The sequence below is a fragment of the Mesorhizobium loti CJ3sym genome (assembly GCF_000472785.1).
Classification (GTDB): Bacteria; Pseudomonadota; Alphaproteobacteria; order Rhizobiales; family Rhizobiaceae; genus Mesorhizobium; species Mesorhizobium loti_E.
The window spans coordinates 56,899-70,147 of sequence record NZ_AXAL01000009.1; the positions used below are offsets into that span (position 1 = coordinate 56,899).

14 protein-coding genes are annotated in these 13,249 nt (G+C 64.0%); 7 read left to right on the forward strand and 7 right to left on the reverse strand.

Annotated elements, in window-relative coordinates:
- Positions 1 to 132 precede the first annotated feature (132 nt).
- On the forward strand, positions 133 to 1,527 hold the full coding sequence (lpdA, locus tag A3A9_RS0113695; protein WP_027059287.1) for a dihydrolipoyl dehydrogenase: 1,395 nt from the start codon (positions 133 to 135) through the stop codon (positions 1,525 to 1,527).
- Positions 1,528 to 1,761: 234 nt separating this feature from the next.
- Here the strand turns inward: lpdA and A3A9_RS0113700 are convergent, their stop codons facing one another.
- Positions 1,762 to 2,865, reverse strand: a complete 1,104-nt coding sequence (locus A3A9_RS0113700; RefSeq protein WP_027059288.1) for a saccharopine dehydrogenase family protein — start codon at positions 2,863 to 2,865, stop codon at positions 1,762 to 1,764.
- Positions 2,866 to 2,989: 124 nt separating this feature from the next.
- On the opposite strand from A3A9_RS0113700, the gene A3A9_RS0113705 reads away from it, so the two are divergent.
- Positions 2,990 to 3,418: an Lrp/AsnC family transcriptional regulator gene (locus A3A9_RS0113705; protein ID WP_027059289.1), complete on the forward strand. Its 429-nt coding sequence runs from the start codon at positions 2,990 to 2,992 to the stop codon at positions 3,416 to 3,418.
- 128 nt (positions 3,419 to 3,546) lie between these two features.
- Positions 3,547 to 3,690: a hypothetical protein gene (locus A3A9_RS44805; protein WP_161634494.1), complete on the forward strand. Its 144-nt coding sequence runs from the start codon at positions 3,547 to 3,549 to the stop codon at positions 3,688 to 3,690.
- Positions 3,691 to 3,765: 75 nt separating this feature from the next.
- Here the strand turns inward: A3A9_RS44805 and A3A9_RS0113715 are convergent, their stop codons facing one another.
- The 4 genes from A3A9_RS0113715 to A3A9_RS0113730 form a co-directional block, all read right to left on the reverse strand.
- Entirely contained in the window at positions 3,766 to 5,136 is a 1,371-nt protein-coding gene (locus tag A3A9_RS0113715) for a sensor histidine kinase (RefSeq protein WP_027059290.1), read from the reverse strand.
- Positions 5,133 to 5,816 carry a winged helix-turn-helix domain-containing protein gene (locus A3A9_RS0113720; protein WP_027059291.1) on the reverse strand — a complete coding sequence of 228 codons (684 nt, stop codon included), beginning with the start codon at positions 5,814 to 5,816 and terminating at the stop codon, positions 5,133 to 5,135. The genes A3A9_RS0113715 and A3A9_RS0113720 overlap by 4 nt, the downstream gene beginning before the upstream one ends.
- A gap of 105 nt (positions 5,817 to 5,921) precedes the next feature.
- Positions 5,922 to 6,716 (reverse strand): COG4705 family protein, encoded by a 795-nt coding sequence (locus A3A9_RS0113725; protein ID WP_027059292.1) that lies wholly within the window; start codon positions 6,714 to 6,716, stop codon positions 5,922 to 5,924.
- A 40-nt stretch (positions 6,717 to 6,756) separates the two neighbouring features.
- On the reverse strand, positions 6,757 to 7,014 hold the full coding sequence (locus A3A9_RS0113730; RefSeq protein ID WP_027059293.1) for a hypothetical protein: 258 nt from the start codon (positions 7,012 to 7,014) through the stop codon (positions 6,757 to 6,759).
- A 257-nt stretch (positions 7,015 to 7,271) separates the two neighbouring features.
- Between A3A9_RS0113730 and A3A9_RS0113735 the strand changes: the two genes are divergently transcribed.
- Both A3A9_RS0113735 and A3A9_RS0113740 read left to right on the forward strand, forming a co-directional pair.
- Positions 7,272 to 7,907, forward strand: a complete 636-nt coding sequence (locus tag A3A9_RS0113735; RefSeq protein WP_027059294.1) for a methyltransferase family protein — start codon at positions 7,272 to 7,274, stop codon at positions 7,905 to 7,907.
- A gap of 76 nt (positions 7,908 to 7,983) precedes the next feature.
- Positions 7,984 to 9,051, forward strand: coding sequence for a peptidase C39 family protein (locus A3A9_RS0113740; RefSeq protein ID WP_027059295.1), 1,068 nt, complete (start codon positions 7,984 to 7,986; stop codon positions 9,049 to 9,051).
- Here A3A9_RS0113740 and A3A9_RS0113745 read toward each other — a convergent pair.
- Positions 9,048 to 9,533, reverse strand: coding sequence for a hypothetical protein (locus A3A9_RS0113745; protein ID WP_027059296.1), 486 nt, complete (start codon positions 9,531 to 9,533; stop codon positions 9,048 to 9,050). The two genes, A3A9_RS0113740 and A3A9_RS0113745, sit on opposite strands and share 4 nt — an antisense overlap.
- Positions 9,534 to 9,753: 220 nt before the next feature.
- Here A3A9_RS0113745 and A3A9_RS0113750 point away from each other — a divergent pair, with 220 nt between their 5' ends.
- Positions 9,754 to 10,119, forward strand: coding sequence for a RidA family protein (locus A3A9_RS0113750; protein WP_027059297.1), 366 nt, complete (start codon positions 9,754 to 9,756; stop codon positions 10,117 to 10,119).
- Positions 10,120 to 10,147: 28 nt separating this feature from the next.
- Positions 10,148 to 11,383 (forward strand): amidohydrolase/deacetylase family metallohydrolase, encoded by a 1,236-nt coding sequence (locus tag A3A9_RS0113755; RefSeq protein WP_027059298.1) that lies wholly within the window; start codon positions 10,148 to 10,150, stop codon positions 11,381 to 11,383.
- A 38-nt stretch (positions 11,384 to 11,421) separates the two neighbouring features.
- Here A3A9_RS0113755 and A3A9_RS0113760 read toward each other — a convergent pair whose 3' ends face one another.
- Positions 11,422 to 13,212 carry an NAD(P)/FAD-dependent oxidoreductase gene (locus A3A9_RS0113760; RefSeq protein WP_027059299.1) on the reverse strand — a complete coding sequence of 597 codons (1,791 nt, stop codon included), beginning with the start codon at positions 13,210 to 13,212 and terminating at the stop codon, positions 11,422 to 11,424.
- Positions 13,213 to 13,249: the final 37 nt, after the last annotated feature.

Sequence of the window (13,249 nt, forward strand, 5' to 3'; positions counted from 1 at the left end):
CGGGGCAATCCGACCTCTCCCCGAGGGGAGAGGAGGTTGTCAACGCCGGCGCCAGTCTCTTCTCTCTAGCGGGGAGAAGGTGGCCGCGAAGCGGCCGGATGAGGGGGCCTTCACCAAAAAGAGCGTGCCAAGATGAAAGAAATCTCCTGCAAGCTGCTCGTCATCGGCGCAGGTCCAGGCGGCTATGTCTGCGCCATCCGCGCCGGCCAGCTCGGTGTCGATACGGTGATCGTCGAGGCCGGCAAACCGGGCGGCACCTGCCTCAATGTCGGCTGCATTCCATCGAAGGCGCTGATCCATGCCGCGGAGGAGTTCGAGAAGGTGTCGCACATGGCCGGCGGCAACAGCCCGCTTGGCATTTCCGTCACCGCACCTGTGCTTGACCTCGGCAAAACCGTCGCCTGGAAGGATGGCATTGTCAGCCGGCTCAACAGCGGTGTCGCCGGGCTGCTGAAGAAGGCTGGCGTGAAGACCGTGCAGGGCTGGGCAACGTTTCGCGACGGCAAGACCGTAGCGGTCGAGACCGAAACCGGCACGCAGATCATCCGGGCCGAAACGATCGTTATCGCCACCGGCTCGGCGCCGGTCGAGCTGCCGTTCCTGCCGTTCGGCGGGCCGGTGATTTCATCCACGGACGCGCTGGCCTTGAGCGAGGTCCCCAAAAAACTCGCGGTCGTCGGTGGCGGCTATATCGGACTGGAACTCGGCATGGCCTTCGCGAAAATGGGGGCCAAGGTTACGGTGGTCGAGGCCTTGCCGCGTGTGCTGGCGCAGTATGATGCGGAGCTTACCCGGCCGGTCGTCAAGCGACTCGTAGCACTAGGCGTCGATGTGATGCTGGGCGCCAAGGCCAAGGGGTTGTCGAAAAAAGGCGATGCGCTGCTGGTCGAGACAGCGGACGGCAAGAGTGTCGAGATCGCCGCCGACAAGATCCTGGTGACGGTCGGGCGCAAGCCCGTGACCGAAGGCTGGGGGCTCGACCAGATCGATCTCGACAGGGCCGGCAAGTTCATCAAGATCGACGATCAATGCCGTACCTCGATGCGCGGCATCTTCGCCATCGGCGACGTCACCGGCGAGCCGATGCTGGCGCACCGGGCAATGGCGCAAGGCGAAATGGTTGCGGAGATCGTCGCCGGCGACAAGCGTAGCTGGGACAAACGCTCGATCCCCGCCGTCTGTTTTACCGATCCCGAGCTGGTGACGGCAGGGCTGTCGCCGGAGGAGGCGAAGGCTCAGGGTGAGATCAAGATCGGCCTGTTCCCGTTCGCCGCCAACGGTCGGGCTATGACGAAGCTGGGCGAAGATGGCTTTGTGCGGGTCGTGGCGCGCGCGGACAATCATCTGGTGCTCGGCATCCAGGCGGTCGGGCAGGGCGTGTCGGAACTGGCGGCGGCGTTCGGGCTGGCGCTGGAAATGGGCGCGCGGCTGGAAGATATCGCCGGAACGATCCATGCGCATCCGACGCAAGGTGAAGGATTCCAGGAGGCGGCGCTGAAGGCGCTGGGGCACGCACTGCATATTTGAGGTGTGACAGGCGTAAGAAGTGGTGACGTCGGCGGGGCATCGCCCCCCTCTGTCCTGCCGGACATCTCCCCCTCAAGGGGGGAGATCAGCAGTTTCGGGAACCGCGCCTGTTCTTAGGCTTTGAAAATTAGCGAAATCTTAGATTACAGCCGATCTCCCCCTGGAGGGGGAGATGCCCGGTAGGGCAGAGGGGGCAATGTCCCGCCAACCTTTCTCAAGAAACGCGCTGCAACTTCAGCTCGCCAGCCGGCTTACCATCTCATGCTGCGCATACGCCCGGCCAAAGCGATTGGCCAGAAAAGCATCCAGCGCAATCTCTTCCTGCTTGACGAAACCGGTCGCCGGCAGGCTGCCGTCGGCCAGCATGTCCAGCACGGCGCAGATTCCGGAGGCCGTGGTGATCTGGATGGCGCTGCGCACGGTCTGGCCGACGCGCTGCGAATAGATCTTGTTGGCGTAGGTTTCCTGCAACAGGCGACCGTTGCGGCGGCCGGAGACGGTGACGAAGACGATCACCACATCCTGCAGCGTTGCCGGCAGCGCGCTTTCAAAGATGTCCTTCAGCACGTCGCGGCGGTGGCGCAGCCCAAGGTCGTTGAGCAGCGCCTTCATGATCGCGGCATGGCCGGGGTAGCGGATGGTGCGGTAGTTCAGCGTGCGCACCTTGCCCTTCAGCGTCTCGGCCAAAGTGCCGAGCCCACCCGACGTGTTGAACGCCTCGTAGGTGACGCCGTCGAGCGAGAATTCCTCGCGCTCCTCCAGCGGCGGCACTTCGATCAGCTCGCCCTCGACGATCGCTTCGCAAGGCTCGCAATATTCGTTGATGACGCCGTCGGTGCTCCAGGTCAGGTTGTAGTTCAGCGCATTGGACGGGTATTGCGGCAGGGCACCGACGCGCATGCGCACGCTTTCCAGCGTGTCGAAGCGGCTGGCGAGATCATTGGCGACGATCGAGATGAAGCCTGGCGCCAGCCCGCATTGCGGAATGAAGGCGCTCTTGGCCGTGCGTGCCAATTCCCTAACGCGGCGGGTCGAGACGACGTCTTCCGTCAGGTCGAGATAATGCACGCCAGCACTTGCCGCTGCCTCGGCGATGCGCGTGGTGAGATGGAAGGGGGCGGCGCTCAGCACCGCGAACTTGCCGGCGAGCGCTGCTTCCAGCGTGCCAACGGATGCGATGTCGAGTTCGAGCGTCTCGACGCCGGCAGGCACTTCAGCCGCGGCGAGCTGAGCCGCCGAACGGTCGACAAGGGTGACGCGGTAGTCGCCCGTTGCGGCGAGCATTTCGGCAATGGTCGAGCCAATCTTGCCGGCGCCGACGATAACAATCTTGTTCATGATCAAAATACCCCTACGAGTTTCAAGTCAGCAGGAATCATCGCAGCTTGCCTGTCGAAAAGAAGTGTGAAATCTGGCAGAGTGAACCCTAACTTTAGCTGATCTGCCGAAGGGATTCGTCGAAATGCTCAGTGAAGCCGAACTGGCGCTGCTTTCCCTGCTGCGCGCCAACGCCCGCGCCTCGACCGCAGAACTGGCGCGGCAACTCGGCGTGTCGCGCACGACGGTGCAGAGCCGGATCGAGCGGCTGGAACAGCGCGGCATCATATCAGGCTATGGCGTCAAGCTCTCCGCGGACTATGAGCAGGGGCTGGTCAAGGCGCATGTGCTGCTCACGGTCACGCCCAAGCTCGCCGACAAGGTGGTGCGGGCCCTGCAGGCGCTGCCGTCCGTGCGGACGTTGCACTCCGTCAGCGGCGGTTTCGACATGATCGTCATCGTCGACGCGCCGTCGATCCGCGACCTCGACGCGCTGCTCGACCAGATCGGCGCCATGGACGGGGTTGAGCGGACCTCGTCGTCGATCATCTTGTCGACGCGGATCGACCGCTGAGGCAGGCTCTTACCGATTTGTAAAAACCTGGCAAGGCGTCCGTATTCTCCATCAGGCATAGTCGCCCGTGACATGCTGCGGCAGCTCGGATTTCGGGCGTCGAAAGCCCGTCGCGCAAGGAGTTCGTCATGCAGGGTCGCCAACATTCATCCGCCTACTGGATCCGTGCCGCCATGCCCGCGGCGCTGCTGGCCATGCTCTGCTTGCTGCTGATCATGTTCCGCTACCCAACGGTCGTCGACGAGCGGTCCTACCTGTTCTGGATATGGTGATCTCCACGCGATGGAGAAGCCGGGCCGCGGGCGGCCCGGCCGTGTTGCGGGCGGGTAAGGCTGTGCATTTGCCGGCTAATCAGTTGCCAGGGGAAAACCAACCACGACAGCAAGGCCAGGTTCGCAGTCGTCAAGGGCAATGGATGCGCCGTGCAGATCGGCAATGGCCCTGACAAGACTGAGCCCGAGGCCACTGCCGGGCGTCGAACGGCTGTGGTCCAGCCGATAGAGCCGCTGGAAGACTTTCTCGCGTTCGTCCGCGGGGATGCCGGGGCCGTTGTCGGCAACGGTGGCAAGGATGCGCCCGCTCTGGCGCGTCACCGATAGTTTGATCGTCGTGCCAGGCGGACAATGGCGCAGCGCGTTCTCGACCAGATTGGCGAACATCTGCGTCAGCAGTTCACGATCGCCATGGATCCGGTCCGCTGTCTCATTGCGCTGCGTGGACGACAACACCTTTCCATCGTCCTCGGCAACGTCGGTGTAGATCTCCGCCATGGTTTGCTGGATCTCGCCGAGATCGACATCGGTGAACCGTGCCTTGCGTGCTCCGGCCTCGATCTGGGCGATGCGCAGCAGTGCGTCGAAAGTCTCGTTGATCTGGTGGCCCTCGGCGCGCGCATCGGCCAGATCATCGGAAACATCGCGATCCTGCGCGGCCCTGTCGGCTGCGCCCTCGAGGATCATCTGCAGCCGGTTGAGCGGCGTCTTCAGATCATGCGCGATGTTGGCGCTGACCTGCTTCATACCTTCGACCAATCCCGACAATCGGTCGAGCGCCGCATTGATCTGGCTGGAGACGATGTCGATGTCGTCGCCCTTGCCGGTTAGCGGGATGCGGGTGTCGAGCCGGCCATGCGACACATCGACCATGGTGGCGGCGATGCCGTCTAGACGAGACTGGACGCGCGAGGCAAGCAGGGCGCCACCGGTAACCGCCAGGCCGGTGATGATCAGGGTTGCCCAGCCGAAGCTCATCATCGCCACCGTTTCCAGCTCCTCCGTCTCGGAAAGGCTGAAGGCGACCGTCAGGGTGTTGCCGCCGACCGAACCGGAAAAGGCCCGGTACTCCGTGTCCGGAGGGACGCCTGGCAACACGGCCTCGAACGCGGAAAACCCTTCAGGAAGCCCGGCGGCGGTGAAGTTGCCGGCCAGGTGATTGCCGGCCGGGTCGGTCAGCGAAAACAGCTGTTCTTTCTTCGGGCTGCGCAAGGAGTGGCTTTCGACCGTCTCAACCAGCTCCTTGCGATCATCCTCGGCATAGGTCGCGGCGACGACGGAATAGGTTTCCTTGATGGTCTCGTCGAGCCTTTCGGCAAGATCGGCGCTCATCATCTCGTAGACGATGGCGCCCGACAGGATGAAGGCCAGCATGAACAGGAAGCCGAATGTCAGCGCGAGCCTGAACGGCGTGCTGCGCAGCAGGCGGGACCATGTTCCGGTCATGATGGAAGCGGTGCGTGCAGGCTGTAGCCGGTGTTGCGTATGGTGTGGATGAGCTGGGTCTCGAACGGCTTGTCGACCTTGGCGCGCAGCCGGCTGATATGGGTTTCGACGACGCTGGTCCGGGGGTCGAAGTGAAAATCCCAGACGCGTTCCAGAAGCATGGTGCGGGTGATGACGCGGCCTTCGCCGCGCATCAGCACTTCGAGAAGGCTGAATTCGCGTGGCTGCAGGTCGATCACCTGGTCCTGACGGGTGACGCGCCGCATGATCAAATCCATTTCGAGGTCGGCGACCCGCAGGGTGGTCTTCTGCTCCTGCGCCGCAGGCCGGCGGCCAAGGGCGTTGATGCGGGCGAGAAGCTCTGAAAAGGCGAAGGGCTTGACCAGGTAATCGTCGCCGCCTGCCTCCAGGCCTTCAACGCGATCGTCGACCCCGCCGATGGATGTCAGGAAGATCGCCGGCGTCCGCACGCCGGCGGCGCGCACCGCCTTGACCATCGACAGGCCGTCGAGGCCCGGGATCATGCGGTCGGCGACGATCACGTCGTAATTGCCCCGGGTCGCGGCGAATAGCCCGTCATGCCCATTGCGCAGGAGGTCGCAGACATGGCCGGCCTCGGTCAGTCCCTTGACGATGTAGTCGGCCGTCCTGTGGTCGTCCTCGACAAGAAGAAGTCGCATCGCTGTTCCGGTTGATTTGCCGATACTGGAGACAGGCTATCACCGGCGCGGGCTTGTTCCTAGGATGGTCGCGGGGCTGGGCAGTTTGCGTCCCGTACCAGAGGTTCAGTCTGATTCGAGCAGGATTTCGTCCAGCTCGTCGCCGTTTTTCTTCATTGTCATGTAGAGAACAAGCGCAATGATGCAGCCAAGGAAGATCAGGCTGGTGAAGGTGGTGCCGAAGCCGAGGCCGCCATATTCAGCCGGCTGCGACAAGAGATCGCCGAAGGAGGCGCCCAGCGGCCGCGTCAGGATATAGGCAAGCCAGAAGGCCAGGATGGCGTCGAGATGAATGAGGTAATAGGCAAGCGCGATCAGCGCGATGGCGCCGCCGAATATGAGGCCTGAGGTGAGGTAACCCATGTCCAGGCTCTCGGCGACGAGGTCGCCGGCGGCGGTGCCGAGCGAGAAGGTGAACAGGATCGCCAGCCAGTAGAAGATCTCGCGGCGGGTGGTGAAGATGGTGTGGATCGAAAGCGTCCGCTCGCTCGCGTACCAGACCGCGAAAGTCGCTACCAGCGCGACCGAGAAGGCAATCGTCGTGGTCTGCAGCCGCACACCGAAAGTGTCGACCAGATTGTCGGTGATCAGCGTGCCGACGACGCTGATCAGCACCACCGCCAGCCAATAGGCCCAGGGTACGTAGCGTTTCTGCGCGAACTGCAGGACAAGGGCGACGATCAGCACGCCGCTCATGATCAGCGAGGTGACCGTCAGCCCGAGCCCGAGGTTGACGGCGAGATAATCGGCCGCCGTCTCGCCCATGGTCACCGCCATCAGCTTTATCAGCCAGAAATCGAGGGTGACGTCCGGAACCCGGTTGTGGATCGGTGCGGCAGGATGGATCTGGGGCGCTGGCATGGCTGAAATCCTCGATGGTTGCGGCTGGCTGTCTGCCGGATTACTTGCCCATCACCGTCATGGCCTGGGCGAAGAAGTCGTCGGCGCGCTTGTCATCGTCGGCATTGCAGCGTTCGATGCCTTTGGTCTCCAGTTCCGAGACCTTTGCCTTGTCAGCGGCGCTGAGCGTGGCTGTGGCCTCCGCGGCGCGAAGGTTTTTCAGCGTCTGCTCGCAAGGCGCGGTGGCCGCGTGAACAGAGGGTATGAAGGCGGAGACGGCGAGGGCTCCGGCTGCGAGGGCAAGTGCTAATCGTCTCATTGAAAAATTCCCTATCTGACGCCGGTGATCCGGCAATGGAAGCCGGCCCCTAAATGGCGGGCGGGCATCTGAACGATAGGCGAGCGACTTCACTGCAGCCTGTCTGGAGGCATACAAATTCGTAAGGATGGACGTGATCGGCGCAAAAGGTCTTTACGAACGTGGTCCGCTGCGCTGATAGAAGGTGGTCGCCTTGTATCCGCCATCAATCGCGCGCCCCAGTGCCGAACTCGCGAAGAGTGCCCCAGGAAACACGAATGACCTATGCGTCCCTCAAGCCGGTTTCACAGGCCTTCGTGCAGCGCAAGCGGCTGATCTTCGTGCGGGTGGCGGCGGTGCTGGCGGTGCTGCTGCTGTTTCTCACCAAGCCGGCGCTTAGCGAGGGTTCGAACGGGCACGAAATGCTGGAATTCTTCGGCTTCTGCCTTGTGCTCGCCTGCGTCGCCGGGCGGCTGTGGAGCATTCTCTACGTCGGCGGCAAGAAGAACGAGGAACTGGTTTCGTCGGGACCGTTCTCGATGAGCCAGAACCCGCTCTATTTCTTCTCTACGGTCGGCGCGGTCGGCATCGGTTTGCTCTACGGCTCGGTGCTGGCGGCTTTGGCGCTAGGCCTCGCCAGCTTCCTGATCTTCCGCGTCACCGCGCGCAAGGAGGCCGCATACCTGCTTGGCAAGTTCGGCCCGGCGTATCTGGCCTACACCAAGAGAACGCCGCGTTTTTGGCCAAACCCGCTAATCTACCGTGACGGTGACCAGATGGAGTTCTCGACACGCGCGCTCAAGCGTACTTTTTTTGACGGGCTCTATTTCCTCGCCATCTTCCCGGCCATCGAGCTGGTCGAGTATTTCCGGGAGACGGGCCTGCTGTTTCCGGCCTTCGTCACGATCTACTGATCGTTAAGGCCTGCTGCCGCTAAATCATGACGTTGCCGGACGCCCGGCCGGTCTTGGTTTGAACGGAGATGACCCCATGCCAGCTTCGCTGCTGACCAGCAGGGCCAGTCTGACAGTCTTCACAGCCGAAGACGCAGCCGTCTGGGCAGGCCTTACGGCGGCGGTGCCGGCGGAGATCGGCGATGGCCTGGCGGCGCTGCAGAAGATCGCCGGCGTCAGCGGCGTGGCGCAATACAGCGATGGCCGCCCGGAGGCGATCGTGGTCGGCCAGCGCCGGCCGGCGGCAGCGATGATGCGCATCGCTCTGTTCTGGTCCGCCACCAGCTTCGTTGCGACTGACGGCCCGCGCCTGCTGGAGACGCTGGAGAAGGAGGCGTACGGGCAAGATGTGCTGTGCCTGCGCGCCGATGAGGCGACGGAGCTGCGTATCGGCGGCCAGTGGGAGCGCCGGGACGGTTTCCTGCAACGCTGGATCGGCATCGAACCGTACCGCCGGCAGGAGCTGATACCACCCTCCTGGCCGCAGACGGCGGGCTTCACCTGCGGGCCGTCTGCGCTCGCCATGGCCATGGCCGGTCTCGATCCGGCCTTGCTGCCGGACTGGGCGCTCGAAGTCGAACTCTGGCGCGAGGCGACCACGATCATCGGCCCGAGCGGCCCGGGCGGCTGCGACCCCTACGGCCTGGCGCTGGCGGCGCACCGGCGCGGGCTGCGCGTCGAAGTGTTCATGAGCAGCACTGAGCCGATCTTCCTCGACCGTGCCCCCTCGGAGGAAAGGCGCGGCCTGATGACCTTTGTCCAGGCCGGTTTCAAGCGCGACGTTGAAGCCGCGTCCCTGCCGACCGAGCCGCGCCCCTTTGCCATCGAGGAGATCGGAGCGGCGCTCGATCGTGGCTTGCTGGTGCTGGTGCTGATCGATCAGGCGCCGATGATGGGCTACACCTGCCCGCACTGGGTGCTCGTCCACGGCCATGGCGGCGGCATCTATTTCCTCAACGACCCGTGGATCGAGCCCGACCGGCTCGAACAGAAGACTGATGTCGTCGACCTTCCGGTGATGGCGGCGGAGTTGGACCGCATGGCGTGGTATGGCAACCCGGCCTACCGGGCGGCGGTGCTGGTTGGGCCGGGTCCCGGGGTCTAGGCTCCCAGCGGATAAGGCATGTAGCCGACGAAGCCAGCGATCTTCCAGCTGCCGGCGACCTTCCTGCAGAAATACAGCGTTTGCCATTTCAGCCGGTCGGTGCTGCCGTCGGCCTTGGCGATGCTGCCGTCGAATTTCTTGTGCAGCACGGCGCGGTCGCCGTCGACATCGATGTCGCGCAGATTGGTGACGCGGAAAATCGCCTCGCGCAGCGGCTCGGCGAATTTGGTCGCCGCCGTCTCCTTGGCCTGGCGCAGCCATTCGTCGCGATAGATTTCCAGCCTGGGGAATTGCAGCCGCCAGGCGTCGGCATTGGGCAGGAAATGCGCGTGCATGCCGAAGAAGCTTTCGGCGATGAAATCATTCTCGACCATGGACCAGTCCTGGCCGATGAAGGCGTCGATGTCGCGCCGCACCAGCATCTCCCATAGCGCGTGGCGGTCCGCGTCGCCTGATGGAAACGGGTTCTTGTCGAAGGTCATTCTCGGGTTCTCCGGTCTTGCAATGGCGTCGGCCCGGCGCGGCCGCAAGGCCGTCCGGCAAGGGCGCACGATGCAAGCGCTCTTGTAATAAAGCAACACGGATTTCGAAGAATGTTGCTTTCCAACAAGGGCCCTATCGGGATCGCCGCTATCGCGGTAAATCTTGACCGAAGCGGGCGCGGCCACAGCGCCTGGCCACGTCATCAGAGGAGATCATCCCTTGCCCAAGCAGACTTTTGGAACGTCGCATGTGCCGCTGTCGCCCGCCGTGCGCGCCGGCGACTTCGTCTATATCTCCGGCCAGGTTCCGGTCGGCAGCGACGGCATCGTGGTCAAGGGCGGCATTACGGAACAGACCGAGCAGGTGCTTACCAATGTGAAGGCGGCGCTGGCGCTCGCCGGCTGCACCCTGGACGATGTGGTGAAGACCACCGTCTGGCTGGAGGACGCGCGCGATTTCGGCGCCTTCAACGCCGTCTATGCCAGGCATTTTCCGAAGAATCCGCCGGCCCGCACGACGGTCGAATCGCGGCTGATGATCGACATCAAGATCGAAGTCGAAGCGGTCGCTTACAGGCCGGTCTAAGAGACACAGCAAAGCGGAGGTTCCCCCCATGCAATTTGACCTCCTGCTGAAGGGCGGACGGCTGATCGATCCGAGGTCGGGCATCGATGCGTTGCGCGATGTCGCCATTGCAAATGGCCGTGTCGCCGCGGTCGAGGCCGACATCCCGGCGGAGCGCGCCAATCAGGTCGTCGACACGACGGGCTGCATCGTTGCGCCCGGTCTCGTCGACCTGCACAGCCACGTCTACTGGGGCGGCACTTCGCTCGGCGTCGATGCCGACCGGCTGGCGGCCAAGAGCGGCACCACCACCTTCATCGATGCGGGCAGTGCGGGGGCCGGCAATTTCCTCGGCTTCCGCCGCCACGTCATGGAGCGCTCGAAGGTCCGTATCCTGGCCTATGTCAACATTTCCTTTGCCGGCATTTTCGGCTTCTCGCAGACGGTTTCGGTCGGCGAATGCAGCGATCTCAACCTGTGCGAACCGCGCGAGGTTGTTGCCGCCGCGCGCGAGCACGCCGATGTCGTCGTCGGCGTCAAAGTCCGTTCCGGCAAGCATGCCGGCGGCACCAGCGGCATTGCGCCGGTTGATCTGGCGCTGGAGGCCGCCGACAAGGCCGGCCTGCCGCTGATGGCGCATGTTGACGAGCCGCCGCCCGGCCGTTCGGAAGTGCTGCCGCGCCTGCGCAAGGGCGATATTCTTACGCACTGCTTCCGGCCATTCCCCAACGCGCCGGTGTTTGCCTCAGGCGCGGTGCGGCCCGACATGCGGCTGGCGCGCGAGCGTGGCGTCATCTTCGACCTCGGCCACGGCATGGGCTCGTTCGATTTCGAGGTGGCGCGTGCGATGCTGGCCGAGGGCCTGATGCCGGACGTGATCTCGAGCGACGTGCATCTCTACTGCGTCGACGGACCGGCCTTCGACATTCTGGTCTGCATGTCGAAGCTGATGGCGCTCGGCATGCCGCTGGTCGAGGTTCTGCGCGCGGCAACGCAAGCGCCGGCACGGGCGATCGCACGGCCGGACCTCGGCACGCTGGCGGTTGGCACCGTCGGCGACGTCGCGGTGCTTCGGCAGCGGTCGGGCCGTTTCACCTTTGTCGACGCGGTCGGCACGTCGCTGGTCGCCGACCAGCGGCTGGTCTCGGAAGGGATTGTTGTTGGCGGCACCTGGTGGCCGAACGAGGCGGTCAATGATGTCAGCGAGACCGAACGCTTCGAGGCGCATGCCGCTCATACCCATGTCGAGGTGGCGGCCCGGCATTTCGGACGTCGGCATGAGTGATCAGCAATCTCCCCCCTCGTGGGGGGAGATCGGCAGTTTCACCGACCTGAATTGCTCGGCTGCCCGTAAACAGGCGTCTCAATACCCTCCATCCGCGCCTTGATCTGCAGCGCGACATATTTCGAATAAAACCGCGACAGTGCCAGATTGCCACCGTGAAACCACAGCGCTTCCTGCGCGGTCGGTCTCCACATGTTGCGCAGCTCGCCTTGCCAGGGGCCGGGGTCGCCCTTGACGCCCGAGCCGAGGCCCCAGCAGGGGCCGACCTTGTCGGCGACCTCGCGTGAGACGAGCGCGGCGACATTCTCGTTCATCGACTGGTAGCCGGTGCAGGCGATGATGGCGTCGGCCTCGATTTCGCTGCCGTCCTCGAACAGGATGCCCTTCGGCGTCAACGACTTGATCGCGACGCCGCTGCGGATGCCGATCTTGCCGTCGATGATCAGATCCGAGGCGCCGACATCGATGTAGTAGCCGGAGCCGGTGCGGTAGGCCTTCATCAGCAGGCCGGTGTCGTCGTCGCCGAAGTCGATGGCAAAGCCCGAGGCGCGCAAGCGATCGTAGAAGGCCGCGTCGCGCGCCTTGATCACCTCGTAGAGCGCGCGCTGACCCTTGGGCACCAGCGCGAACGGCGTCGAGGCGACGATCATGTCGGCCTTCTCGGTGGTGATGCCGCGCGCCAGCGCGTTCTCCGAAAAGATCTCGAAGCCGACTTCCATCAGCGTGCTGGACTTGACCACGGTGGTCGGCGAGCGCTGGACCATGGTGACATCGGCGCCGCTTTCCCAGAGGTCGACGCAGACATCATGCCCCGAACTGGCCGCGCCGATCACGGCAACCTTCTTGCCGCGGAATTTGTCGCCGCTGGCATACTGGCTGGAATGCAGCAACTCGCCGTTGAACTGGTCCGCGCCCGCCAGGTCGATCTTTCGCGGCGGGCCATAGGCGCCGGTGGCGAAGACGATGTGCTTGGGCTTCAGCGTGATCTGCCGACCGACACGGTCGACGACCACGGTCCACTCTTTCGCGGCCTCGTCATAGGAAGCGCTGAGGCACTTGGTGGCGACCCAGTAATTGAGCTCCATGACGCGCGTGTACATTTCCAGCCAGTCGCCCATCTTGTCCTTGGGCGTGAACACGGGCCAGTTTTCCGGGAACGGAATGTAGGGCAGATGGTCGTACCAGACCGGATCGTGCAGCACGAGCGTGCGGTAGCGGTTGCGCCAGGAATCGCCCGGGCGCGCATTCTTCTCGATGACGATGGTCGGCACGCCGAGCTGCCTCAGACGCGCGCCCAGCATGATGCCGCCCTGGCCGCCACCGATAACCAGGCAATAGGGTTGTTCCGAGGCGCCGAGATCGCGCGTTTCGCGTGCCCGTGCTTCCGACCAGGTCTCGCGCTCGGGGTCGGCCTTGTGGCGCACGCCCAGCGGTCGTTCCGCGCCCTTGCGCTCCTCGAACCCCTTGAGGTCGGTCATCGCCGTGAACAGGGTGCGGCAGCGGCCATCACGCAGGCTCATGATGCCTTCGCCCTTGGCGACCGCCGTTTCGAATGTGAACCAGGCTTCGATCGTGCCTTCGTCCGAGGTCGCTTCGCCGGTGAGCCGCCATGCGCCGGGCTTGGTTGTCGCCAGCGTTGATTTGAGCATGTCGGCGATGGCTTCGCGGCCTTCCATGGTGGTGACGTTCCAGGTGAAGGTCAGAAGATCGCGCCAGTAGCAGTCGTCGACGAACAGGTTGGTCGCGTCCGCCACGTCGCCGGCTGCCAGCGCCTGGGCAAGGGAGTCGAGCCATGCGGCGGCCTGTTTCGTTGGTGCGATGTCGAGCATTCTTTCCCTCTTTGCTTCGCGTTGCGCGATCCGGTCT

Bases quoted from the DNA above. Each gene is read 5' to 3' on its own strand.
- A3A9_RS0113760 (WP_027059299.1), bottom strand. From the start codon at position 13,212: ATGCTCGACATCGCACCAACGAAACAGGCCGCCGCATGGCTCGACTCC.
- A3A9_RS0113735 (WP_027059294.1), top strand. From the start codon at position 7,272: ATGACCTATGCGTCCCTCAAGCCGGTTTCACAGGCCTTCGTGCAGCGC.
- A3A9_RS0113740 (WP_027059295.1), top strand. From the start codon at position 7,984: ATGCCAGCTTCGCTGCTGACCAGCAGGGCCAGTCTGACAGTCTTCACA.
- A3A9_RS0113755 (WP_027059298.1), top strand. From the start codon at position 10,148: ATGCAATTTGACCTCCTGCTGAAGGGCGGACGGCTGATCGATCCGAGG.
- A3A9_RS0113720 (WP_027059291.1), bottom strand. From the start codon at position 5,816: ATGCGACTTCTTCTTGTCGAGGACGACCACAGGACGGCCGACTACATC.
- A3A9_RS0113730 (WP_027059293.1), bottom strand. From the start codon at position 7,014: ATGAGACGATTAGCACTTGCCCTCGCAGCCGGAGCCCTCGCCGTCTCC.
- A3A9_RS44805 (WP_161634494.1), top strand. From the start codon at position 3,547: ATGCAGGGTCGCCAACATTCATCCGCCTACTGGATCCGTGCCGCCATG.
- A3A9_RS0113700 (WP_027059288.1), bottom strand. From the start codon at position 2,865: ATGAACAAGATTGTTATCGTCGGCGCCGGCAAGATTGGCTCGACCATT.
- lpdA (WP_027059287.1), top strand. From the start codon at position 133: ATGAAAGAAATCTCCTGCAAGCTGCTCGTCATCGGCGCAGGTCCAGGC.
- A3A9_RS0113715 (WP_027059290.1), bottom strand. From the start codon at position 5,136: ATGACCGGAACATGGTCCCGCCTGCTGCGCAGCACGCCGTTCAGGCTC.
- A3A9_RS0113705 (WP_027059289.1), top strand. From the start codon at position 2,990: ATGCTCAGTGAAGCCGAACTGGCGCTGCTTTCCCTGCTGCGCGCCAAC.
- A3A9_RS0113725 (WP_027059292.1), bottom strand. From the start codon at position 6,716: ATGCCAGCGCCCCAGATCCATCCTGCCGCACCGATCCACAACCGGGTT.
- A3A9_RS0113745 (WP_027059296.1), bottom strand. From the start codon at position 9,533: ATGACCTTCGACAAGAACCCGTTTCCATCAGGCGACGCGGACCGCCAC.